The following is a 23,377-nucleotide window of genomic DNA, read 5'->3' on the forward strand; positions in this document are numbered from 1 at the left end:
CGCCAGTCTAGCTACCACGTTGATAGCTTAGGAAGTGCTTAGGTGCCAGCGGCTCAAAAAAGCCATCCGATCCCGGCCGGAAGTTCGCCACGGACGTAACTGCGGCGATCGGCAGCGGTCCGTACAGATGAGGGAACAGCATCGATTCGGGGTCGCTAGGCACGCCCGGTTCCCAACGTACCGGAGAGTCCAGCAGATTCAGGGCAACAGACAATGCGACCAGATCACACCTTCCGCGATACAAGCGGTTGGCCGGAAGGTGAACCTGGTACGGCTCGGAGAGGTGAATAAATCCCGTTTCGCCCAGTGACGTGGGCCGATGCTCCCCCTGTTCACCCGCCAACGCCCACTCTTCGTCGGAACAGATGTGAACGAGTTCGGGTTCACCCGGCGGCATCGACTGCATCACACCAGCCTGCCTCAACCCTGTAACACCCTCGACGTGAGCCGCGACACACCGGACACACGCGGGGAACAACCGAAACCCCCCAAACGTCTGACAAAGTACATACATAGGCGCCGAGCGGTTCACCGGACCGCAAAGCTCAGGAGAGATACGGAGGAGCCATGAACGCAACTCTGACCAGTCCAGAGCTGACGAAGGCTGACCGCTGCGATCGTTGCGGTGCGGCTGCTCGAGTCCGCGCCACACTCCCGTCGGGAGCGCAGCTGCTCTTTTGCCAGCACCACGCTAACGAGCACTCCGAGAAGCTGAGCGCGATGTCGGCGGTGCTGTACATCAGCGGTCCGGACGAGGATTAGTCACCGCGGTTTCACCCCCGGTAAGTACTGCTGACCATCCCATCAGGAATGCTGGTGTGGCCATGAGTGATAAGCCACGCCATTTCTCGTTCGGTCGAGACGTCTTGCACGTAATGCGCCGCACGGCCGTAAAGAGTTGGGACGACTCGATTTTCGCGCAGTCGGCGCAGGCCGCCTTCTGGCAGGTGTTATCACTACCGCCGCTTCTTTTGGGGATCCTGGGGAGCCTGACGTTCGTCGGGCCGCTGTTCGGACCGGACACGCTGCCCGAGATCCAGGAGCGAATCCTGCGGGTGGCCAACAGTGTTTTCAGCAAGAGCGTGGTCACCGAGATCATCGAGCCCACCATCGTCGACATCATGCGCGACGGGCGCGGTGAGGTGGTGTCCATCGGATTCGTCATCTCACTGTGGGCAGGGTCCTCGGCGATATCTAGCTTTGTGGACTCCGTGGTGGAGGCGCACGACCAGACACCCCTGCGCCATCCCGTGCGCCAGCGGTTCTTTGCGCTGGGCCTGTACGTCGCCGCGCTGGCGATGGCGGTGGTGACCTTGCCGGTCATCGCCCTCGGACCCAAGCGGATCGCCGAGGTGGTACCCGACTCGTGGAATGCGGTGCTGCGTTACGGCTACTTCCCGCTCTTCGGCATCGCACTGGTGTCCCTGGTGACGCTGCTGTACCGGGTATCCCTACCGCGGCCGCTTCCCTCGCACCGACTATGGATCGGTGCGCTGTTGGCGGTGACGTTCTTCGTGATCGCCAGCCTGGGGCTGCGGTTCTACCTGAATTGGATCACCCGCACCGGATACACCTACGGCGCCCTCGCGACCCCCATCGCGTTCTTGCTGTTCGCGTTCATGCTGGGATTCGCGATCGTGCTGGGCGCCGAGCTGAATGCCGCGATCGAGGAGAACTGGCCGGCCGGGGCCACCCACGCCCGGCAGCTGCGGGAATGGCTGAGCCCCCAAAACGGCGAGAACACCGCCGCGAGCAGCCCCGATGAGGCGGCTCCGGAGAAAGCCCCCGAAGGCTGCTAGTCCTTCTTCATCATTTCGTAGATGCGCTTGCAGTCGGGGCACACCGGTGAGCCGGGCTTGGCTGACTTGGTGACCGGAAAAACCTCGCCGCACAGGGCGACCACATGGTTTCCCATGACCGCGCTCTCCACGATCTTGTCCTTCTTGACGTAGTGAAAGACCTTCGGCCTGTCACTGTCGGTGCTCTCGTCGACGGTGGTGTCCGGACGCTCGAGCGTCTGCGTGTCCATTCCTACATTGTGACATCCTGGAGATATGAGAAAAGAGCTGTCGTTCGATGACGACGGCCACCCTGTACTCATCACAGCGGCCGCGGTCTCGGTCGAAGAACAACACCGCGCCCGGGTACGCCGCTATTTGACGCTGATGGCGTTCCGGATCCCGGCACTACTGGGCGCCGCCTGGGCCTACAGCGTGTGGCACAACGGATGGATCTCGCTGGCGATCTTGGCGGCATCGATCCCACTGCCCTGGATGGCGGTGCTCATCGCCAACGACCGTCCTGCCCGCAAGGCCGAGGAACCGCGGCGATACGGGCCCCAGGAACATCGGCACTCGCTGTTTCCCACGGCGGAACGCCGAGCGATTGATCCCGCGCCTCCGCCGCAACCGCGCACCCCGCCGGAAGGCTCCGCTGGCCCGTCTTAGGGACAGCTATGTCAATTCTCAGGACATTCTCAGCTGCTAACTCGAAATCCGCAGGTCAATGACGGCGCCATTTGGGAACCTCAGGAACTTTCTGGGCCACCCGGGCGTTGCAACTCATGAGACCTACGGATCAACTAGGAGGCAGCGATGGCAAACGCCACGACCCGTCCGGCCCGTACTACTGAGTCCGACGATCTGGACACCCAAAGTCCAGCCGCCGACCTCGTGCGGGTGTACTTGAACGGCATCGGCAAGACTGCTCTGCTCACGGCAGAGGACGAAGTCGAGCTGGCCAAACGGATCGAGGCGGGGCTGTACGCCCAGCACCTTCTGGACACCAAGAAACGCCTCGGCGAGGCCCGCAAGAAGGATCTGGCAGCCATCGTGCGGGAAGGTAGCGCCGCGCGCAGCCACCTGCTGGAGGCCAACCTGCGGCTGGTGGTGTCGCTGGCCAAGCGCTACACCGGACGCGGAATGCCGCTGCTGGACCTCATCCAGGAGGGCAACCTGGGCTTGATCCGCGCCATGGAGAAGTTCGACTACGCCAAGGGGTTCAAGTTCTCGACCTACGCCACCTGGTGGATCCGTCAGGCCATCACCCGCGGCATGGCCGATCAGAGCCGCACCATCCGCCTGCCAGTGCACCTGGTGGAGCAGGTGAACAAGCTGGCTCGCATCAAGCGTGAGCTGCACCAGCGGCTTGGCCGCGAGGCCAGCGACGAGGAACTGGCCGAGGAGTCCGGCATTCCCGTGGAGAAGATCGGGGATCTGCTGGACCACAGCCGGGATCCGGTAAGTCTGGACATGCCGGTTGGTACCGACGAGGAAGCGCCTCTTGGCGACTTCATCGAGGACACCGAGGCCATGTCGGCGGAGAACGCCGTCATCGCCGAACTACTGCACTCGGACGTGCGCAGCGTGCTGGCCACTCTCGACGAGCGTGAGCAGCAAGTCATCCGGCTCCGGTACGGACTCGATGACGGACAGGCCCGCACACTCGACCAGATCGGCAAGCTGTTCGGACTGTCTCGCGAGCGGGTGCGTCAGATCGAGCGTGAAGTCATGACGAAGCTGCGCCACGGCGACCGCGCAGAACGCCTGCGTTCGTACGCGAGCTAGTTGACCTACTACCCTGCCCTCGGGGCGCTGCGTTCTGGAAGCGCAGCGCCCCGATTTGCGTTGTAGATCGGTAGACTAAGCACGACCGTAAGGGGCGAGTGGTGAACGATCTTGTCGATACGACAGAGATGTATCTGCGAACGATCTACGACCTTGAAGAAGAGGGCGTGGTGCCGCTGCGTGCCCGCATTGCCGAAAGGCTCGAGCAGAGCGGCCCGACCGTGAGCCAGACGGTGGCGCGGATGGAGCGCGACGGCCTGCTGAACGTCGCCGGCGACCGCCACCTGGAACTCACCGACAAGGGCCGCGCACTGGCGGTCTCGGTGATGCGCAAGCACCGGCTGGCCGAATGCCTGCTGGTCGATGTGATCGGGCTGCCGTGGGAAGACGTGCATGCCGAGGCCTGCCGTTGGGAACATGTGATGAGCGAGGATGTCGAGCGTCGTCTGCTCACGATCCTCAACAACCCGACCACGTCCCCGTTCGGTAACCCGATTCCCGGCCTGTCCGAGTTGGGTGTGCCCGCCGACAGGTCCGAGAATGCCAGCGCCGTGCGACTCACCGAGATTCAGTCAGGGTCCCAGGTCGCGGTGGTGGTACGCAGGCTGGCCGAACACGTGCAGGCCGATACCGATCTGCTGTCGCGCCTCAAGGACGCCGGTGTGGTGCCGAATGCGCGCGTCACCGTGGAGTCCTCCCCCGATGGCGTCATCATCATCATTCCGGGGCATGAGAGCGTCGAGCTGCCGCACGAGATGGCGCACGCCGTCATGGTGGAGAAGGTCTAGCCCACACCTCGGACTTGCCTAGGCGGCAGGCTGATTCCCAGCTCGTGAGCCAGCCGGAAGCCGGTATCGGCCAGGGCACGAATCTCATCGGGGCGCATACCGGAGTGCAGCGCTGACATCAGGAGCTGCCCCAGACGATGGTCCGGCCGGGCCGTCAGCGCGGCATCCAGCGCGACACCAGCCAGTGGACCGTCGCCGCGCACATAGGCACTAAATCCCAATAACACCAACGCTTCCGCACGCCAGGGGTCAGGGAGCAATCGGCTCAGCGCCAGCCACAGCCGTTCCACATCGTCGGACAGCGCACCGACAGCCAACGCACACAACGTGTCTCGAACCCGCACGACCGTCAGGGAGCGAGCCATCGCCAGCAGCTCACGGTTGGACAGTGAATGGAATTCCGCTGTTCGGCACGCCGCCCGCATCACTCGATTCACGGCACGCCGGTCTGCCACGGCGCCGTCGCCTTGTCCCTGAGACGGCCGCCGCAAGGAGACGGCCAGCGCGCAGGTACGCGCGGTGTCGGAGGGCGCGATCAGCGCCACGAGATCCTCCCTACGGCGATGCACCGTCCTGCCGGCCAAAACCGCCGCCGCGGTCAGCGGAGAGCACTCGGGATCGTCGACGGGCCCGCCCGCGCCGCATCCGTCGTAACACCGCCACCAGCCCTGGGGCCCGACGCGGTCTACCGTGTGGCCGGCAATTAACGAAATACCCTGACGTTCTAAATGTTTGGCTAGCCGCCGGATGATGTCACCGGCCTCGTGCTCGTCCATGTCCGCACTGATGACCACTGCGATCACCGCATCGGCCGGCCCCGGGCTCAACACCTCGGCCAGCACCTCGAATGCCGCGTAGTCGGTGCCGTCCAGGTCATGAAGGTCCCTGCGCAGTATCGCTTCGATGAGCCCACCGGCGAGTGTGACCACGACAAGGGAATCTTCCGGGATGAACCCCAACATCGCCGGTAGTGCGGCGATCAGGGCAGAGGGCCGATTCAATCGAAAGTCGGGACGACCGAGCGGTCCGGGAATCAGTGATGTCATGTCCGCACCGTGACAGCCGGGGCCGTCAACCCCGCGACAGCGACCTCGCGTTGTGCCAGCGCCGCCGGGAACCTGTGGATGCCGCCGCGATTGTGGACAACGTACCCAGGGCCACCGCCGAAAACAGGGCCGTCATTGCCGATCGGGTAGCATCAAGGCGTCGGTAATCTTGCCGACCCTCAGGGCAGACCACTCGCTGGATGTTGGGCTTACCGCCTCACCTCGATCCCGTCGCCTCCTCTGAGACTTCTCAGAGGATTCCATGTCGTCACTCACAAGCGGTACCCCCTTTCTCGGTGCCTCCGAACGCAGCGAAGGCATCGTTCCGGCGGCTCCCTTCCCAATGCCTGTTGGCTCCACCGCGATCGTCTACTGCGAGGGACAATTCGGTGAGCAGGACGGCAAGACCGCCAACGGCCTAGTGCGGCACTCGGAGAAGTACGAGATCCTCAGTGTCATCGACAGCCTCCGGGCCGGAGTCGATGCCGGAAAACTCCTCGACGGCACGGCGAACGGTATCCCGGTGCTGGCATCGCTGGCCGAGTCCGTCGCTCACGCAGGCCGCGTACCCGACTACCTGATCTGTGGGCTGGCGCCTGCCGACGGCCTACTGTCGAACGAGCAGCGGCTCGTACTGCTAGACGGCATCGCCCGCGGGATGCACATCATCAACGGCCTGCACGAGTTCCTCAACGACGATGCCGAATTCGTAGCAGCAGCTGTGATCGCCCGAGTCACCATCACCGATGTACGCCAACCGAAGTCCAAGCGCGACCTACACCTGTTCTCCGGCCGGATCTTCGACGTCAACTGCCCAAGAATCGCGATCCTGGGTACGGACGGGGCGATCGGGAAACGCACCACCGCCACCTTGCTGGTCCAAGCATTGAATGCACGCGGCATCAGGGCGGTCATGGTCGGCACCGGTCAGACCACCCTGATCCAGGGCGGGAAGTACGGCGTGGCGCTGGACGCGCTGGTCCCCCAGTTCTGCTCGGGTGAAGTCGAGCACCAGGTCGTCGCCGCGTCCGAGGGTGAAGACCCTGACGTGATCGTGGTCGAGGGCCAGGGCGCGCTGAGCCACCCCGCGTACATCACGTCGGCCCACATCCTGCGGGGCAGCCGCCCGGCCGGCGTGATCGTGCAGCACGCACCAAAACGTAAGGTGCTCGGCGACTTCCCCATGGTGCCGATGCCGACCGCAGCCAGCGAGATCGCACTGATCGAGGCGTTCGCCGATACTCGCGTCATCGGGGTCACGATCAACCACGAGGAAATGACCGGCGACGAGCTGAACGATGCGATCTCCGAGCATCATTCGGAGCTCGGCCTCCCGGTTACCGACCCGCTGACACGCCCCGCTTCGGAGCTGGTCGAGATGGTGCTGTCGGCTTTCCCTGTCCTCGCTGGGAAAGCCAACGCGACCACCCCAGTGTGACACTTCGGCTCGAGACCGATCTCGACAAGGTCGAGCAGAACACGCGGATCCTGGTTGATCGGCTTACCGGGGTGGGCATCCGGGTCACCGGCATCACCAAGGCAGTGTTGGGCTCGCCGGGTGTCGGTGCGGCGATGCTGCGCGGCGGCGCCCACGGACTCGGTGACTCACGGATACCGAACCTCGCTCGGCTGGCCGGCCTCGACTGCCTACCGCTACGCACGTTGATCCGCTCACCCATGCTCAGCCAAGTGGCACAGATCGTTGACATCGCCGATGTCAGTCTGAACACCGACGCCGTCGTCCTGGCTGCGCTCGATAAGGCCGCGTCCCAACAGAACCGGGTACATGCCGTCGTGCTCATGGTTGAACTGGGCGACCTGCGTGAGGGCATCGCGCTGGACGACGCCCCCGAAGCTGCGCGGGCCGTTCTTGGCCACTCCTCGTTGCGGCTCGCCGGGCTCGGTGCCAACCTCGCTTGTCAGAGCGGCGTCGTGCCCGACGACCGGAACATGGGCATCCTTACGGAGCTCGCGAACCACATCGAGGCACTGCACGGGATCTCGCTCGAGGTTGTCTCAGGCGGCAACTCTGCGAACCTGAACTGGGCGCTGCACACACACGACGTCGGCCGGATCGACGAACTCCGGCTCGGTGAAGCCATTCTTCTCGGCGTCGACCCGCTGTACCGAACACCGATCCCCGGCCTGCACACGAATGCCTTCACCTTGAGTGCAGAAGTCATCGAGGTCGCGATGAAACCCGCTCAACCCTGGGGGCATCGTGCTCAGGCGGCATTCGGCGAAGCACCGGCCCGCACCGGCAGTGCGACTGTGCGCCAGGCAATCCTGGCCCTCGGCCGCCAGGACGTGGACCCGGATGGCCTGCAGCCACCCGAGGGCATCATGGTCCTCGGGATGAGCAGCGACCATCTGGTGGTCGACCTCGGTGATCACCAGGCGGTTGTCGGAGACGAGATCGCCTTCGGTATCGGCTACGGCACGCTCGTGCGGGCGATGACATCGCCCTTCGTCGCCAAGATCGAACATCTGGGCCGTTCCATCGCACCCCACGGGATACGGTCACTCCGGTAGCCGGATGTCAGTGGAAGCTGTCGTGCACCTTGAGTACAGCCGCGGTGAAGGCCTGATCCAGGAGCACCGCATCGGGCTCGGTGCCCTGAAAAGTCATGTAGGTGGCCTGGATTCGAATATCGGCAATCTGCGCGATGAGCGACAGGGTCGTTTGTGTACCGTTGCCTGCCCCGGACGGCGACACCGTTTGGTTGACCGCCACCGAATCATCGGCGTTGATGGGCGGAGCCACGGCCTGAGAGGCCGTCACCGTGCTCGTGACCTGGTCCGGGTCGGTGAAGGTATACGAAGTACAGCGCTCCAGTTGGGTCTTGTAGGTGGCAAGCGGTTGCGGCACGCGAAGTACTGCCACCGTGATGGTCGAATTGTCGGACTCGTTGGTACCCGCCGCCACCGCCGCGTCCTGCGGCACCGCCGGAACGGGTTCCGGTGTGCATGTGGTGGGGGCGACGGTAGCCGCATCGGGCACGCCCCGGATGTCGCGCAGCGCCAGACCGGCGGCACCAGGATCCAGCGTGGTGGCTGGATATTGATGCGGGAAGTCCGTCGGCGCCAGCAGGAGCGCCCCCACCGGGCCCGCCGGTGCCCGCAGGGGCGCGGTGGTGGTGGTCAACGGAGACGATGCGCCAGCGGATGACTCTATGGGCGTTCCGTCGATTGCCCGCGTGCATGCGGGCGATGTCGCGGCGCAGCATCCAGCCACAACCATCGTCGCTACCAGCCGCGATGCCGTCACGGTCACATGCTGCCATCGGCACGGCCCGGGCCCCCGGAGGCGCGCGCGAGATTCGGTAGGGACAACTGTTCATGTCACCGTGACACGGACGGCATGCACGGTTAGACGAATCGGCGTATTGAGTAAACCCATGACCAACGGTCTTCGCGCAAGCGGCTCATCCACGGCAGCAGAAACCCCCACCTACGACCTGGTCGTCATCGGATCGGGCCCCGGCGGCCAGAAAGCCGCCATCGCCGCGGCCAAGCTGGGCAAGTCGGTGGCCGTGGTCGAACGCGACAACATGCTCGGCGGTGTTTGCACCAACACGGGAACCATTCCGTCCAAGACACTGCGTGAGGCCGTCCTCTACCTGACCGGCATGAACCAGCGCGAGCTCTACGGCGCGAGCTACCGAGTCAAAGCCAACATCACTCCCGAAGATCTGCTGGCCCGCACCGAACACGTCATCCGTAAGGAAATCGAGGTGGTGCGTTCCCAGCTCCTGCGCAATCGGATCGACCTGATCAGCGGCATCGGACGGTTCGCCGATGAGCACACCGTCGTAGTGGAAGAGCCCTCCCGGGGCGAGCGCACCACACTGCATGCCGAGTACGTCGTGCTGGCCACCGGCACCAAGCCCGCCCGGCCCGCCGGTGTGGCGTTCGACGAACGCCGCGTCCTGGATTCGGACGGCATCCTGGATCTGCGCTTCATCCCCGGATCCATGGTGGTGGTCGGTGCGGGCGTCATCGGAATCGAGTACGCCTCCATGTTCGCCGCCCTGGGCACCAAGGTGACCGTGGTGGAGAAACGCGACTCGATGCTGGACTTCTGCGATCCCGAAGTCGTTGAGGCCCTTCGCTTTCACCTGCGCGACTTGGCCGTGACCTTCCGTTTCGGCGAGGAGGTCACCGCCGTCGACGTCAATGATTCGGGCACCATGACCACATTGGCCAGCGGCAAACAGATCCCCGCCGACACCGTGATGTACTCCGCGGGACGACAGGGGCAGACAGATCAGCTCGACCTCGCCCGGGCCGGGCTGGAGGCCGACAACCGAGGCCGGATCTGGGTTGACGCGAACTTTCAGACCAAGGTCGACCACATCTACGCGGTGGGTGATGTGATCGGCTTCCCCGCGCTGGCGGCCACGTCGATGGATCAGGGCCGCCTCGCGGCCTACCACGCGTTTGGCGAGCCCTCCAAAGGCATGACCGATCTGCAACCGATCGGCATCTACTCGATCCCCGAAGTGTCCTATGTGGGCGCCACCGAGGTTGAACTCACCAAGAACTCGATTCCCTACGAGGTGGGCGTCTCGCGTTATCGCGAGCTGGCGCGCGGTCAGATCGCCGGAGATTCCTACGGAATGCTCAAGCTGCTGGTCTCCACCGAGGACCTCAGGCTGCTCGGCGTGCACATCTTCGGCTCCGATGCCACCGACCTGGTCCACATCGGACAGGCGGTGATGGGCTGCGGCGGCACCGTCGAATACCTGGTCGACGCGGTTTTCAACTACCCGACGTTCTCCGAGGCCTACAAGGTCGCCGCACTCGACGTGATGAACAAGATCCGCGCGCTCAACCAGTTCAAGGCCTGAAGGATTTCGCGCTGGGCGAATGCCGCCCGCATCCGGAATTTGCATCCCGCCTGGGCCGTTGAGGCCATAGGTACATTCGCCGTTTGCCTGCCGGTAAGGGACACTGGTGGGACGAGGACGCGAAGGGAGGCGAATCATGACAAGCAGTAACGACGGGGAACAGCAGCCGTACAGACCCGATCAGAGTGGCATGTACGAGCTGGAATTCCCGGGCCCACAGCTGGCATCCGCCGATGGGCGCGGTCCGGTTCTGGTGCATGCGTTGCAGGGCTTCTCCGACTCCGGTCACGCCGTGAAGCTGGCGGCCGCCCATCTGCGTGACACGCTCGAAAGCGAGTTGGTCGCGTCATTCGCCATCGACGATCTGCTCGACTACCGGTCTCGCCGTCCGGTGATGACGTTCAAGAGCGATCACTTCACCGAGTACGCCACGCCCGAACTCAACCTGTATGCGCTCAAAGACACCAAGGGCACACCGTTCCTGCTGCTGGCCGGGCTTGAGCCAGATCTGAAGTGGGAGCGTTTCGTCACCGCGATCCGGCTGCTGGCCGATCAACTCGGCGTACGCAAGACCATTGGACTGGGCGCGATTCCGATGGCGGTACCGCATACCCGCCCGATCACCCTGACCGCACACGGAAACGACCGCAAGACCCTCGATGAGCACCCGGGCTGGATCGATGAGGTCCAGGTCCCGGGCAGCGCCTCCAACCTGCTGGAGTTCCGTCTGGCCCAGCACGGCCACGATGTGGTCGGCTTCGCCGTCCACGTTCCCCATTACCTGGCACAGACCGACTACCCAGAGGCCTCGCAACGCCTGCTGGAAGAAGTCGCCAGGACCGGCGATCTGGATCTGGATCTGCAGGCGCTTACCGAGGCAGCCGGCAAGGTGCGCAACCAGATCAACGAGCAGGTGGAAGGCAGCGAAGAGGTCGCTCAGGTGGTCCAGGCGCTGGAACGCCAGTACGACGCCTTCGTCGCGGCGCAGGAGAATCGCTCGTTGCTGGCACGGGACGAGGAGCTTCCCAGCGGTGACGAACTGGCCGGAGAGTTCGAGCGTTTCCTCGCTGAACAGGCCAAGTTCGGCGAGGATCCGTCCGGCGATGGGCCTGTTCTCTAAGCCTGTTGTCCGCTCGCCGCGCCAAATTTGCGGCGAAGGGTCAAAATACTTGACATGAATCCTCCGCCGCGGCTCCTGCATCCAGTGCCGGATACTGAGCACACCGAGGGTGCCGATGTCGGCGACAATGCCGAATCGGCCACCGACGCATCGACGCGTCCGCGGATGGCGTTCCGCACCATCCACGGGTACCGGCGCGCCTTTCGAATCGCGGGATCGGGACCCGCACTTCTGCTCATCCACGGTATCGGCGACAACTCTGCGACATGGGACAGCGTGCACGCGCAGCTCGCCGAGCATTTCACTGTGATCGCCCCGGATCTGCTGGGGCACGGCCAGTCGGATAAACCACGCGCCGACTACTCGGTGGCGGCCTACGCCAATGGCATGCGGGACTTGCTGGCTGTGCTGGACATCGAGAAGGTCACCGTCGTCGGGCATTCGCTGGGCGGCGGCGTTGCGATGCAGTTCACCTACCAGTTCCCCCACCTGGTGGAGCGCCTAATCCTGGTCGCGCCGGGCGGGGTGACCAAAGACGTCAACATCGTATTGCGTTGTGCGTCAATGCCCGTCATCGGAGATGCGATCGGCCTGCTCAGGCTACCGCTGGCCATGCCGATGATCCGGCTGACCGGCGCAATAGCCGGCGCGACGTTGGGACGGGCCGGAATGGGCCGCGACATCCCCGACGTCCTGCGGGTTCTCGCCGACCTGCCCGAGCCCCGGGCCTCGGCCGCGTTCACCCGGACGCTGCGCGCCGTGGTTGATTGGCGCGGCCAGGTGGTCACCATGCTCGACCGATGTTATTTGACCGAGTCCGTTCCCGTGCAGCTGATTTGGGGTAGCGACGACCTGGTGATCCCGGTTAGCCACGGCCATTTCGCCCATGCGGCGATGCCCGGCTCGACACTAGAGATCTTCGAGCACTCCGGGCATTTCCCCTTCCACGACGACCCTGATCGATTCATCAGCATCGTGCGCCAATTCATCGACTCCACCGAGCCCGCCGAATACGACGAGAATGAGTTGCGCCGACTGTTACGCACCGGCATCACCGAGCACACGATCAGTGGGGCCGCACGGACCCGGATGGCGGTGCTCGATGCCATGGGCACCGACGAGCGCAGCGCCACCTAACCACGAGAGCTCAAGCGGTACCGAAGGATTGCGCAGTTCACGGGGTATCCCGGTGCGCGGCGCGCGCGAGACGTAGAGTCGACGCATGAGTGTTGATGTCGCGGTTGTCCGCGTATTCACCGATGAGACAGGCAACTTCGGCAATCCCCTAGGGATCGTCAATGGCGCCGACGTTCCAGCGTCGGCACGCCAGGAGGTCGCTACCCGGCTGGGTTTCAGCGAAACAGTTTTCGTCGATCTTCCCGCCGAAGGATCCAACACCGCACATCTGCGGATCTTCACCCCGGCCGCCGAGCTGCCCTTCGCTGGACATCCGACCGTCGGATTGGCGTGGTGGCTGCGCGAACGCGGAACACCGGTCAACACCCTGCAGGTTCCCGCAGGCGTGCTCCAGGTGAGCTACGACGACCGCACGTGGATACGCGCTCGGTCCGAGTGGTCACCCGAGACCGATTTCCACGAGCTGGACTCTCCCAGCGATGTGGATGCTGCCGATCCTTCCGACTACGCCGACGAACTACTGCATTGCGTCTGGGCGTGGCAGGACCGCAATACGAGTCTGGTGCGATCGCGGGTATTCGCGTTCGACCTGGGTGTCAACGAGGACGAAGCAACCGGGTCAGTAGCTGCGCGGATGACCGATCTGCTGAGCCGTGATCTGATCGTCAATCAGGGCAAGGGTTCACAGATTCTCACGCAATGGAGCCCGGAGGGCTGGGTGACGATCGGTGGCCATGTCGTCGCCGATCAATCATTGACGTTGGACTAGCGACGCGCGACACCGCCACCTGGGTCTAGGACCCTGTCGGTGCGTCCCGGTGCGCGCGCAAAGCGGCGATCTCGCGTTCGAAGTCCTCGGCGGAGCTGAATCCGCGGTACACCGAGGCAAAACGCAGGTATGCGACCTCGTCCAGGTCGCGGAGTGGACCAAGGATGGCCAGGCCCACCTCATTGCTGGGAATTTCCGGGGATCCGGCGGCCCTGACGGCATCCTCGACTTGCTGAGCAAGCAGATTCAGCGCGTCGTCATCGACGTCGCGGCCCTGGCAGGCACGGCGTACGCCCTTGATGACCTTGTCGCGGCTGAACGGCTCGGTGACACCGCTGCGCTTCACAACGGCGAGCACAGCGGTCTCCACGGTGGTGAAACGACGGCCGCACTCCGGGCACGATCGACGTCGCCGTATCGCCTGACCCTCATCCGCCTCACGGGAATCGACCACGCGCGAGTCTGGATGCCGGCAGAACGGACAGTGCATTACTGCTCCTTCGCCGGTTCTGGACTCCAAGTCGTTGGGCTGGGTGAGCTGACGCACAGCGCAACGCGCCCAGACCGGTGTCGAGGATACCCGTGCTCCCGCACGTTCGAAGGTCACGCCCGTTCGCCGATCAGCCGACCGGAGAAACCAGCGTCTGACCGGCTTGCACTGTCGCCGAGTCGAGTTCATTGAGTTCACGGATCTTGGACACCACCGCCGAACGCGGCGCGCCCGGTGCGACACGCGAGGCCACATCGGCCAGGGTCTCTCCCGGAGCGACCTGGACAACCGCCACACGGTCCGGCACGTCAACTCCCCCGATCCCGGCAGCGCTGACCTGGCCGAGCATCAACAGCCACATGGTCGCCACGGCAGCACCCACCGAGACAACGATGGTGGCCTTAAGGCTCACCGGGCTACGACGGTGCACCCGATGTGGCGCCGACGAGACTCGGATGCCGTTACCCCGGTACGCAACCGGCCGTCCGGAAGGCCTCCGGTAGGCGACGGTGCGCACCGGCAGTGCCCGGCGCTGGGTCAGCGGGTACTGGGCGCTGTACGCACGCGCCTGCGGGGCGCACTCGCGTGATGCGTGCTCGGCGGTGCGAAGACGCGGCGTGGTGAGAACGTTTGTACTCATCGGTATGCCCTTCCTGTCCTGTCGATCGGTAAGCCCGTTCGCTCTTATGTTCGAATGTACTCGATCATGTGTTCGATGTCCGAACATGTGATCGATTTGTAGCATCCGCCACCGACAAGTGGTCCTGACCAGCGACGACGCTCCAGATAGTCGGACCGCCGACCGTCATTGGCGACACGCATCGAACACATGTTTGATAAATGTCGTCGACAGGTCTAGATTCGGGCCCATGAGCGATACACCCAGCAAGGGACCCGCCACCGGTTCACTGACCGAGCGCCAGCGGACCATCCTGGAGGTCATCCGCGCATCGGTGAATGAACGGGGCTACCCCCCGAGCATCCGCGAAATTGGAGACGCCGTCGGGCTTACCTCGACGTCGTCGGTCGCCCATCAACTACGCACCCTCGAACAGAAGGGCTTCCTGCGGCGTGATCCGAACCGTCCACGCGCCGTTGATGTTCGGGGTATCGATGACGCTCATACCCCGTCTGCCACTACCGATATGGTGGGTTCGGGCGATCTGCCGGAGCCCACGTTCGTGCCCGTGCTGGGGCGGATCGCCGCCGGTGGTCCGATCCTGGCTGAGGAGGCCGTTGAGGATGTGTTCCCGCTCCCCCGCGAACTTGTCGGCGAGGGATCGCTGTTCTTGCTCAAGGTCGTCGGCGAATCGATGATCGACGCCGCGATCTGCGATGGCGACTGGGTGGTGGTCCGCCAGCAGAACGTCGCCGACAACGGTGACATCGTGGCGGCGATGATCGATGGTGAGGCGACCGTCAAAACATTCAAGCGGACGACGGGTCAGGTGTGGCTGATGCCGCACAACCCGCTTTTCGAGCCCATCCCCGGTAACGACGCAGCCATCCTCGGCAAGGTCGTCACCGTCATCCGCAAGGTCTAGGCCGACCCGGGCGGCGGCCCGGGCGCAGAAGCATCGTCGGCGGACGTTAAGAAGAGCTGGAAGTGCGCCACGTCGTGCCAGCTACCCAGCTTGTAACCGATGCGCCGGTACAGCGCCACCTGTTCGAATCCCATTGCCCGGTGTAGTTTTTCGCTCGCCAGATTAGGCACCACGACAACGGCGAGCACCGTGCGATAGCCGAGAGAGCGCAAACGCTCCAACAGCGCCGCGTACAACTGGCGACCCGCTCCTCGCTGCCGGCGCGCACCGTCTACATACACACTCACCTCGCAAGCCCACTGATAGGCCGTGCGGGACTTCCATGGCACCGCATAGGCGTACCCGAGAATCTCACCGGCATCCTCGGCGACTAGCCAGGCATGGCGGTGGGCCGCCGTCTGGATGCGTTCGGCAAGAACGACATCCGACGGCGGCACCTCCTCGAACGAAATAGCCGTCTCGGTGACATACGGCGCATAGATCGCCGCGCACGCGGCCGCGTCGGCGGCCGTGGCGTCACGAATACGCATCCGCGACTAGAGCGAACGCCCGATGATCTCCTTCATGATCTCGGTGGTTCCGCCGTAGATCGTCTGGATACGAGAGTCCATGTAGGCACGCGCCACCGGGTATTCCCGCATGAAGCCATAACCGCCGTGCAACTGCAGGCAGCGGTCGATCAGGTGAACCTGCTTCTCGGTGCTGTACCACTTGGCCATCGCGGCCTGCTCGACGCTCAGTTCTTTCTTGTTGAGCAGCGTGATGAATTCGTCGACCATGATTCGGATCATGGTCGCGTCGGTGGCCAGCTCGGCCAGCACAAAGCGGCTGTTCTGGAAGCTCTTGATCGGCTTGCCGAACGCCTTGCGCTCGGATGTGTACTCGATGGTCGCCTCGAGCATGGTTTCCATCGCCGCAGCCGCGACGACCGCAATCGACATGCGTTCCTGCGGCAGGTTCTGCATGAGGTAGATGAAGCCCTGGCCCTCTTCGCCCAGCAGGTTGGCGGCAGGCACGCGAACGTCGGTGAAGGACAGCTCGGCGGTGTCCTGGGCGTCCAGACCCATCTTGTCGAGCTTGCGGCCGCGCTCAAAGCCCTCCATGCCGCGCTCGACGACGATCAGGCTGAAGCCCAGCGCACCCTTTTCGGGGTCGGTCTGTGCGACCACGATCACCAGGTCGGCGTTGATGCCGTTGGTGATGAAGGTCTTCGCGCCATTGAGAATGTAATGATCGCCGTCCTTGACCGCGCGGGTCTTGATGCCCTGCAAGTCGCTGCCAGTACCCGGCTCGGTCATGGCGATGGCGCTGATCAGCTCGCCGGAACAGAATCCCGGGAACCAGCGTGCCTTCTGCTCGTCGTTGGCCAGATCCCGGAAGTACGGGCCCGCGACATCGTTGTGCAGCGTGAAACCGATACCCGACTGACGGGCCTTGGTGATCTCTTCACCGATGATCGCGTTGTAGCGGAAATCCACGAGCCCGCCACCACCGAACTCCTCGGGCATATCGGTACCCAAAAAGCCCTGCTTGCCGGCCTCGACCCACAGCGAGCGGTCGACGATCTTGTTCTCGTCCCACTCCTCGCGGTAAGGCTCTGCATGCCGTTCCAGGAAGGTCTTGAACGACTCGCGGAACAGTTCGTGCTCGGGTTCGAAGATGGTGCGTTTGAACTTAACGGCGCCGGCCATGATCACCTTCCGGTTTGGATTTACGTACTTGGCAGAATGTATACCAACCCACTGGTCGGTTGGTACTCGCCTACCCGGTTTCGACGGACAGAAAGCCTAGGCTGATTGAGGTGACCAGGCTGGCGCTTTCACATACCCACTGGGGTGCATTCACGCCCGAGGTCCGCGACGGCGAAGTGATCGGTGTCACGCCCATCCCGACGGATCTGGACCCCTCCCCGCTGCTGCAGAACATTCCCGGTTCGATCCGCCACCAGGCCCGGGTTACCGCACCGTCCGTGCGGCGCGGCTGGCTGCGGGACGGGCCCGGCCCCAGTACTGCCCGCGGCTCGGACGAGTACGTGGAGGTGTCCTGGGATGAGCTCACCGAACTACTGGCCGATGAACTGCGACGCATCGTCGACACCCACGGCAATGAAGCCATCTACGGCGGCTCGTACGGTTGGGCCAGCGCGGGACGATTCCATCACGCTCAGAGTCAGGTGCACCGGTTCCTGAAACTGCTCGGCGGGTATACCTTTTCGCGCCATTCCTACAGCCTGGGCGCCACCGGCGTCATCATGCCGCACGTCGTCGGCACCCACGATGGGCTCTTCAAGAGGTCGACGTCATGGGATGTCATCGTCGAGAACACCGACCTGTTGGTGTCATTCGGCGGAATCGCCTTGAAGAACACCGGTGTCAACCATGGCGGCACCACCGCACATCCGGCTCGTGCCGCCCTCGACAAGTTCCGCGCCCGCGGTGGCCGCATCGTCTCGTTCAGTCCGTTGCGCGATGACATCGACGGCGAATGCGAATGGCATGCGCCCGTTCCCGGGACCGATGTTGCGGTGATGCTCGCGCTGGCCCACGTGCTGGCTGTGGAAGGGCTCGCAGACCTGACCTTCCTGAACGCCTATTGCACCGGCTACGAGCGGTTCGAACGCTATCTGCTGGGCCTCGACGACGGTGTGCCCAAGAGCCCGGAATGGGCCGCGGGCATCAGCGAGCTGGAGGCCGATGAGCTGCGTGCACTGGCACGGCGCATGGCCGCCGGACGCACCCTGGTCACGGTCAGCTGGTCGCTACAGCGAGTACGCCACGGCGAGCAGGCGCCCTGGATGGGGCTCACCCTGGCCGCCATGCTCGGTCAGATCGGTGTTCCCGGAGGCGGTTTCGGCCACGGTTATGGCTCGATGAACGAGGCCGGACTCGCCCCGATCAGCTGCCCACTGCCCACCTTCCCGCAGGGGCCAAACCCGGTGACGACATTCATTCCGGTGGCAGCCATCAGCGAGCTGCTGCTGCGGCCCGGTGAGACGCTGGCCTACAACGGTCAAACGCTCACGCTGCCGGACATCAAATGCGTCTACTGGGCGGGCGGTAACCCGTTCCACCATCATCAGAACCTGCCGCGGCTGCGCCGCGGCCTGGCGCGCGTCGACACCGTCGTGGTGCACGATCCGGTGTGGACGGCAATGGCCAAGCACGCCGATATCGTGGTGCCGTCCACCACCAGCCTGGAACGCGACGACTTCTCCGGGAGCCGCAATGACCCACTGCTGGTGGCCATGAAGGCCGCAGCGCCGCCGTACGCCAACTCTCGCGACGACTACACGACGTTCTCGGCTCTGGCCGACAGGCTCGGATTCGGCGGGCAATTCACGGAGGGACGCACCGCCGCACAGTGGCTTCGCCACCTGTACACCGAATGGGCCGGGGCCCGGGACTTCCCGGTGCCATCCTTCGACGAGTTCTGGGAGCGCGGCTACCTGCAGCTGCCCACCGATCCGGGCCTGACGCTGCTGTCCGATTTCCGCGAGAACCCGGACACGCACCCGCTGCACACCCCGAGCGGGCGCATCGAGATCTTCTCGGAAACCATCGACAGATTCGGATACGCCGACTGCGGTGGCCACCCACAGTGGTACGAGCCCACCGAATGGCTGAACGGAGAACGCGCCCAAAGCTTCCCGCTACACCTCATCGCCAACCAGCCCCGCACGCGGCTGCACAGCCAGCTCGATTTCGGTGGCACCAGCCAACGCTCGAAGGTTCAGGGGCGCGAACCCATCCGCATACACCCGGCCGACGCCACCGAACGCGGTATCGCCGATGGTGACGTGGTGCGGGTGTTCAACGACCGGGGCACCTGCCTGGCGGGCGCTGTTCTCGATGAGGGCCTGCGGCGCTACGTGGTGCAGCTGTCCACCGGGGCATGGTTCGATCCGATCGATCCGGCCGACCCCGATTCGCCCTGCGCACACGGCAACCCGAACGTGCTCACCGACGACGCGGGCACCTCGTCGCTGGCTCAGGGCTGCACCGGCCAGCACGTGCTCGTGCAGATCGAACGGTTCGAGGGCACACCGCCGCCCGTGCGCGCGTACATCCCGCCACGTCTTGTCGAGCGCGACTAGAGCCGCTACTTCAGTTCCAGCAGGCTGGCGGCCAGCGCCTGCGGCACTCTCGCGATCACCCGTGTGCCGGCCGCGAGGTGCTCGGTGGACTGCACATGCCCGTCGGTATGAATCCGGGCCACCAGATCACCACGCTCATAAGGGACCACCACGTCGACGGGCACATCGCCACGGGGCACCGTCTCGGCGAGCGCCTCGCGCAGCTTGGCAATGCCGTCGCCGGTGTGCGCCGACACGAACAGCGCTTTGGGTAGCGCACGACGCAACTGCGCCAGGGCAAGATCACTGGCCGCGTCGATCTTGTTGATCACCAACAGCTCCGGTGCCGCCGACGAATCGTGATCCGCGACGACGTCGCTGATGACCGCACGCACCGCTTCGATCTGGGCCAGCGGCGCTACGTCCGAGCCGTCCACCACATGGACAAGCAGGTCGGCGTCGGCCACCTCCTCCAGAGTGGACCGGAAGGCCTCGACCAACTGGGTGGGCAGGTGCCGCACGAAACCGACGGTGTCCGTGATGACGAATTCGCGTCCGTCGTCGAACGTTCCGCGGCGGGTTGTCGGTTCGAGTGTTGCGAACAGCGCGTCCTGGACCAGCACCCCGGCTCCGGTGATCGCGTTCAGCAGGCTCGACTTACCGGCATTGGTGTAACCGACAATGGCGATCGAGGGCACATCGCTTTCGAGCCGACGGCTGCGCTTGGTGTCACGCACCTTCTTCATGTCGCGGATCTCGCGACGCAGCTTGGACATGCGCTCACGGATCCGGCGCCGATCGGTCTCGATCTTCGTCTCACCGGGGCCGCGGGTACCCACGCCGCCACCGGCACCTCCGGCGCGACCACCGGCCTGACGAGACATGGATTCACCCCAGCCGCGCAGTCGCGGCAGCATGTATTCCATCTGTGCCAAAGACACCTGGGCCTTGCCTTCGCGGCTGGTGGCGTGTTGGGCGAAGATATCCAGAATCAGCGCGGTGCGATCGATGACCTTGACCTTCACCGCTTTCTCCAGGGCCACCAGCTGCGCCGGGCTGAGCTCGCCGTCGCAGATCACGGTGTCGGCACCGGTGGCCAGCACGATCTCCCGTAGCTCTATCGCCTTGCCAGAGCCGATATACGTTGCCGGATCAGGCTTTTGGCGACGTTGAATCAAACCTTCGAGCACCTCGGATCCTGCGGTTTCGGCCAGCGCGGCGAGTTCGGCCATGCTGGCGTCGGCCTCCTGGGAGGTCCCGTCGGTCCAGACGCCCACCAGCACAACCCGTTCCAGGCGCAGCTGCCGGTACTCGACCTCGGTGACATCGGCAAGTTCGGTGGAGAGCCCCGCCACACGTTTGAGTGCCGCACGGTCTTCGAGGGCGAGTTCGCCATCGGTGGGTGTCTGATAGGTCGTCGAATTCATGTCTCTGCTGTCTGCTCTTCGCGCGAGTCGCTCGTCGCGCACCGATGCTCCCACCGGTGGCTCATCGATCGCATCCGAATTATCCGCAGGAGCCAATGCCGCCCCACCATTCGTCGGAAATCTCACCGTCGGCCAACAGCATCGAAGGCCCACGCAGAAAACTGGACTCGGCGGTGACTGTCACCCGGACCTGTCCGCCCGGGATGTTGACGACGATCTCGCCGGTCGACTGCCCGAGGTGGCGCAGCGCCGCATAGGCGGCCGCCACGGTTCCCGTTCCGCAGGAACGTGTCTCACCGACCCCGCGCTCGTGGACCCGCATGTGCACCGCACCGACGGCAGCGTCCGTGCCGTTCACGGGGGCGGTGAGCACCTCGATGTTCACCCCGTCGGGAAACAGGACCTCGTCAAAGCTGACCTGGGCACCCACGTCGAGTATGCGGAGATCCTCAACGGTCAGATCCGGGTCCACACACGCCAGATGCGGATTGCCCACGTCGATGGCGAGGCCGGAGAACCGCCGACCGCCAACACTTGCCTCGCCGGCGCCGAATTCCTTCACCGGCCCCATATCGACGGTCACATCGGCCGTGAGCTGGCTCCACGAGTTGATACGCACCGGCCGGGGCCCGGCCAGGGATGCGACCACGAACTCGTCCCGGTGTTCCAGCCCCACCGAACGCAGATAGTGCGCGAACACCCGCACACCGTTACCGCACATCTCCGCGATGGAACCGTCCGCATTGCGGTAGTCCATGAACCAGTCTTCGCTGCTCACTCCGGCAGGCTTCTCCTCCAGCACCCCACCCTCGAGGGCAGCGCCCACGGTGGTCACGCGCAGCACGCCATCGGCGCCCAGGCCGCGTTGCCGATCGCATAACGCCTGGACGGCGGCCACCGTCAGATCCCGCTTGGTGTGGATGTCGGGCAACACCACGAAGTCGTTCTGGGTGCCGTGGCCCTTGGTGAACTTCACGTATTCGAGGATAGGCGCCACCGCGACTCAATTTCGCCGCAGAGTGCCGCTGCATCGCCGCCGTCGCCCGCGAGCCATATGATGCGGTGATCGCGACCGAACCACGATCTCTGACGACGCACGTAGCGCCGGGTGCCGATGAATGTCAGTTCCCGCGCCTGCGACAGGTCATCGGAGCCTCCTCCGGCGTCCAAAGCCGCGATCACCTGGGCATATCCGATGGCCCGTGACGCGGTCACGCCCTCGCGTAATCCGGCGTCCAGCAGCTGCTCGACCTCCGCGACAAACCCCTGCTCGAACATCAGGTCGGTGCGCCGCGCGATCCGCTCATCGAGTTTCGAGGTCTCCCAGTCCAATCCGACGATCAGGGTGTCCCAGCGCGGGGCCCCGATGGTGGGTGCCGACGCCGCGAACGGCTGCCCGGTGAGCTCGATCACCTCCAGTGCCCGCACCGTGCGGCGCCCGTCGGTGGGCAAGATGATGGCTGCCGCCGCCGGATCGCGCACGGCAAGTTCGGCGTGCAGCGCGGCGACTCCGATCTCCGCCAGCCGCTGCTCCCAGCGGGCCCGCACCTGCGCATCGGTGGCCGGAAACGCCCAATCATCAAGCAACGCTTGGATGTACATCATCGATCCGCCGACGATCACGGGCACGCGCCCGCTCGCCAACAAAGTGTCGATGGCCGCGACGGCCTCCTGCTGATAGGTCGCGACGGTGGCGGTCTCAGTCACCTCGAGCACATCGAGCATGTGATGGGGAATTCCCCGGCGGTCGGCCGTAGGCACCTTGGCCGTACCGATATCCATGCCGCGGTACAGCTGCATCGCGTCGGCGTTGACGATCTCGCCACCCAGTCGCTCGGCGATATCCAATGCGAGTGCCGACTTGCCTGTAGCCGTGGGGCCGATGACCGCGATGGGCCGCATCACGACACCTGCCAGGTGCCCGCGAAGTACCCGACCCCGTACGGGGAGCCCTGGTAGAGACACTGAGTCTGGACCTGATCGGACCCCACCAATCCGCCAAGCACCTGGTAGACGGAGCCCCCGGTGATGACATCCGATCCGCGGCGCAACGCGGCCGCGTCCCCCTGGGTGAGCGCATCGACAAGGTCCTGCTGCGCGGCACCGGACTCGGGCCGGTATCCCCCGGGCGCCTTGTCGGTGAGGGTGTTGGCGCCGTCGGCGATGACGAGCACACCCGGAGGCGTCGGCATCGCGCGGATCTCGTCGCGCAATGCCCGCCCGACGGCGGCGCCATCCGTGCCCGAGACCAGTCGCGCCTCCACCGCGGCGGCTGGCACCTGCGCGCGCAGCCATCCGGCGATGAGCACCGGCAGTGGGAGTTGGGTGGGTCCGGAGATCGTCGAAGACAGCGAAACACGCACGTCAACCCCGTATCCGGCGAATGTGCCCGATACTTCGCTGCCATACCGTCCGTCCCCCGCCCCAATGGCTATCCATTGTGTGGGCAGACTTCGCACCGCGGTGATGGCGGCCTCGCGCAGCTCGGCGGTTTCCTGGGCAGCCTCTCCGCCCAGCTCGGGCACCAGCAGCGGGGTCGACGGGCAGATCGCTATCGAAAGAGCCACG

The 23,377-nt window shown here is 64.7% G+C and carries 25 protein-coding genes; 13 read left to right on the forward strand and 12 right to left on the reverse strand.

Annotated features, from left to right (window positions below):
• Nucleotides 1–7 precede the first annotated feature (7 nt).
• Entirely contained in the window at nucleotides 8–406 is a 399-nt protein-coding gene (locus RHO23_RS10445; protein ID WP_423489040.1) for a DUF952 domain-containing protein, read from the reverse strand.
• A 161-nt stretch (nucleotides 407–567) separates the two neighbouring features.
• On the opposite strand from RHO23_RS10445, the gene RHO23_RS10450 reads away from it, so the two are divergent.
• Entirely contained in the window at nucleotides 568–762 is a 195-nt protein-coding gene (locus RHO23_RS10450; RefSeq protein ID WP_030093800.1) for a DUF7455 domain-containing protein, read from the forward strand.
• A 62-nt stretch (nucleotides 763–824) separates the two neighbouring features.
• Nucleotides 825–1,799: a YihY/virulence factor BrkB family protein gene (locus RHO23_RS10455; protein WP_423489041.1), complete on the forward strand. Its 975-nt coding sequence runs from the start codon at nucleotides 825–827 to the stop codon at nucleotides 1,797–1,799.
• On the opposite strand, the gene RHO23_RS10460 is transcribed toward RHO23_RS10455, so the two are convergent.
• Nucleotides 1,796–2,029: a DUF3039 domain-containing protein gene (locus tag RHO23_RS10460; protein ID WP_030093802.1), complete on the reverse strand. Its 234-nt coding sequence runs from the start codon at nucleotides 2,027–2,029 to the stop codon at nucleotides 1,796–1,798. The two genes, RHO23_RS10455 and RHO23_RS10460, sit on opposite strands and share 4 nt — an antisense overlap.
• 25 nt (nucleotides 2,030–2,054) lie before the next feature.
• On the opposite strand from RHO23_RS10460, the gene RHO23_RS10465 reads away from it, so the two are divergent.
• From RHO23_RS10465 to RHO23_RS10475, 3 genes are all read left to right on the forward strand, one after another.
• Nucleotides 2,055–2,447: a DUF3099 domain-containing protein gene (locus tag RHO23_RS10465; protein ID WP_030093803.1), complete on the forward strand. Its 393-nt coding sequence runs from the start codon at nucleotides 2,055–2,057 to the stop codon at nucleotides 2,445–2,447.
• A gap of 147 nt (nucleotides 2,448–2,594) precedes the next feature.
• Entirely contained in the window at nucleotides 2,595–3,566 is a 972-nt protein-coding gene (locus tag RHO23_RS10470) for a sigma-70 family RNA polymerase sigma factor (protein ID WP_046254064.1), read from the forward strand.
• A 101-nt stretch (nucleotides 3,567–3,667) separates the two neighbouring features.
• Complete coding sequence (locus RHO23_RS10475) at nucleotides 3,668–4,354, forward strand: metal-dependent transcriptional regulator (protein ID WP_057966189.1); 687 nt, start codon at nucleotides 3,668–3,670, stop codon at nucleotides 4,352–4,354.
• Here the strand turns inward: RHO23_RS10475 and RHO23_RS10480 are convergent.
• Entirely contained in the window at nucleotides 4,351–5,400 is a 1,050-nt protein-coding gene (locus RHO23_RS10480) for a DUF4192 domain-containing protein (RefSeq protein ID WP_064409085.1), read from the reverse strand. The two genes, RHO23_RS10475 and RHO23_RS10480, sit on opposite strands and share 4 nt — an antisense overlap.
• A gap of 262 nt (nucleotides 5,401–5,662) precedes the next feature.
• Between RHO23_RS10480 and RHO23_RS10485 the strand changes: the two genes are divergently transcribed.
• Together RHO23_RS10485 and RHO23_RS10490 are read left to right on the forward strand one after the other, a co-directional pair.
• Nucleotides 5,663–6,838: a DUF1611 domain-containing protein gene (locus tag RHO23_RS10485; protein WP_423489042.1), complete on the forward strand. Its 1,176-nt coding sequence runs from the start codon at nucleotides 5,663–5,665 to the stop codon at nucleotides 6,836–6,838.
• On the forward strand, nucleotides 6,835–7,932 hold the full coding sequence (locus RHO23_RS10490) for an alanine/ornithine racemase family PLP-dependent enzyme (protein WP_064409086.1): 1,098 nt from the start codon (nucleotides 6,835–6,837) through the stop codon (nucleotides 7,930–7,932). The genes RHO23_RS10485 and RHO23_RS10490 overlap by 4 nt, the downstream gene beginning before the upstream one ends.
• A gap of 7 nt (nucleotides 7,933–7,939) precedes the next feature.
• Here RHO23_RS10490 and RHO23_RS10495 read toward each other — a convergent pair whose 3' ends face one another.
• Nucleotides 7,940–8,674, reverse strand: coding sequence for a hypothetical protein (locus RHO23_RS10495; protein WP_423489043.1), 735 nt, complete (start codon nucleotides 8,672–8,674; stop codon nucleotides 7,940–7,942).
• Between the two features lie 124 nt (nucleotides 8,675–8,798).
• On the opposite strand from RHO23_RS10495, the gene sthA reads away from it, so the two are divergent.
• The 4 genes from sthA to RHO23_RS10515 all read left to right on the forward strand — a co-directional run bounded on the left by sthA (nucleotide 8,799) and on the right by RHO23_RS10515 (nucleotide 13,276).
• Nucleotides 8,799–10,250, forward strand: a complete 1,452-nt coding sequence (gene sthA / locus RHO23_RS10500) for a Si-specific NAD(P)(+) transhydrogenase (RefSeq protein WP_064409088.1) — start codon at nucleotides 8,799–8,801, stop codon at nucleotides 10,248–10,250.
• 136 nt (nucleotides 10,251–10,386) lie between these two features.
• A complete protein-coding gene (locus RHO23_RS10505) occupies nucleotides 10,387–11,370 on the forward strand; it encodes a proteasome assembly chaperone family protein (protein WP_046254069.1) in 984 nt (327 codons plus the stop codon).
• A 54-nt stretch (nucleotides 11,371–11,424) separates the two neighbouring features.
• Entirely contained in the window at nucleotides 11,425–12,507 is a 1,083-nt protein-coding gene (locus RHO23_RS10510; RefSeq protein ID WP_078285429.1) for an alpha/beta fold hydrolase, read from the forward strand.
• Between the two features lie 85 nt (nucleotides 12,508–12,592).
• Nucleotides 12,593–13,276 (forward strand): PhzF family phenazine biosynthesis protein, encoded by a 684-nt coding sequence (locus RHO23_RS10515; protein WP_057968336.1) that lies wholly within the window; start codon nucleotides 12,593–12,595, stop codon nucleotides 13,274–13,276.
• A gap of 25 nt (nucleotides 13,277–13,301) precedes the next feature.
• Here the strand turns inward: RHO23_RS10515 and nrdR are convergent, their stop codons facing one another.
• Both nrdR and RHO23_RS10525 read right to left on the reverse strand, forming a co-directional pair.
• Entirely contained in the window at nucleotides 13,302–13,766 is a 465-nt protein-coding gene (gene nrdR, locus RHO23_RS10520) for a transcriptional regulator NrdR (protein WP_030093814.1), read from the reverse strand.
• A gap of 130 nt (nucleotides 13,767–13,896) precedes the next feature.
• Nucleotides 13,897–14,406 carry a LysM peptidoglycan-binding domain-containing protein gene (locus RHO23_RS10525; protein WP_057966103.1) on the reverse strand — a complete coding sequence of 170 codons (510 nt, stop codon included), beginning with the start codon at nucleotides 14,404–14,406 and terminating at the stop codon, nucleotides 13,897–13,899.
• Nucleotides 14,407–14,635: 229 nt separating this feature from the next.
• Between RHO23_RS10525 and lexA the strand changes: the two genes are divergently transcribed.
• Nucleotides 14,636–15,310: a transcriptional repressor LexA gene (gene lexA / locus RHO23_RS10530; RefSeq protein WP_423489044.1), complete on the forward strand. Its 675-nt coding sequence runs from the start codon at nucleotides 14,636–14,638 to the stop codon at nucleotides 15,308–15,310.
• On the opposite strand, the gene RHO23_RS10535 is transcribed toward lexA, so the two are convergent.
• Both RHO23_RS10535 and RHO23_RS10540 read right to left on the reverse strand, forming a co-directional pair.
• Complete coding sequence (locus tag RHO23_RS10535; protein ID WP_423489045.1) at nucleotides 15,307–15,840, reverse strand: GNAT family N-acetyltransferase; 534 nt, start codon at nucleotides 15,838–15,840, stop codon at nucleotides 15,307–15,309. The two genes, lexA and RHO23_RS10535, sit on opposite strands and share 4 nt — an antisense overlap.
• 6 nt (nucleotides 15,841–15,846) lie before the next feature.
• Complete coding sequence (locus tag RHO23_RS10540) at nucleotides 15,847–17,001, reverse strand: acyl-CoA dehydrogenase family protein (RefSeq protein ID WP_030093818.1); 1,155 nt, start codon at nucleotides 16,999–17,001, stop codon at nucleotides 15,847–15,849.
• A gap of 110 nt (nucleotides 17,002–17,111) precedes the next feature.
• On the opposite strand from RHO23_RS10540, the gene RHO23_RS10545 reads away from it, so the two are divergent.
• Nucleotides 17,112–19,403, forward strand: coding sequence for a molybdopterin-dependent oxidoreductase (locus tag RHO23_RS10545; protein ID WP_423489046.1), 2,292 nt, complete (start codon nucleotides 17,112–17,114; stop codon nucleotides 19,401–19,403).
• 5 nt (nucleotides 19,404–19,408) lie between these two features.
• Here the strand turns inward: RHO23_RS10545 and hflX are convergent, their stop codons facing one another.
• The 4 genes from hflX to RHO23_RS10565 form a co-directional block, all read right to left on the reverse strand.
• Entirely contained in the window at nucleotides 19,409–20,809 is a 1,401-nt protein-coding gene (gene hflX, locus RHO23_RS10550) for a GTPase HflX (RefSeq protein ID WP_030093820.1), read from the reverse strand.
• A 79-nt stretch (nucleotides 20,810–20,888) separates the two neighbouring features.
• Nucleotides 20,889–21,785, reverse strand: coding sequence for a diaminopimelate epimerase (gene dapF, locus RHO23_RS10555; RefSeq protein WP_030093821.1), 897 nt, complete (start codon nucleotides 21,783–21,785; stop codon nucleotides 20,889–20,891).
• Complete coding sequence (miaA, locus tag RHO23_RS10560; RefSeq protein ID WP_423489047.1) at nucleotides 21,782–22,711, reverse strand: tRNA (adenosine(37)-N6)-dimethylallyltransferase MiaA; 930 nt, start codon at nucleotides 22,709–22,711, stop codon at nucleotides 21,782–21,784. Before miaA ends, dapF begins: the two co-directional genes overlap by 4 nt.
• Entirely contained in the window at nucleotides 22,711–23,376 is a 666-nt protein-coding gene (locus RHO23_RS10565) for a hypothetical protein (RefSeq protein ID WP_423489048.1), read from the reverse strand. The genes miaA and RHO23_RS10565 overlap by 1 nt, the downstream gene beginning before the upstream one ends.
• Nucleotide 23,377: the final 1 nt, after the last annotated feature.

The organism is Mycobacteroides sp. PCS013 (genome assembly GCF_049532645.1).
Lineage (GTDB): Bacteria > Actinomycetota > Actinomycetes > Mycobacteriales > Mycobacteriaceae > Mycobacterium > Mycobacterium gwanakae.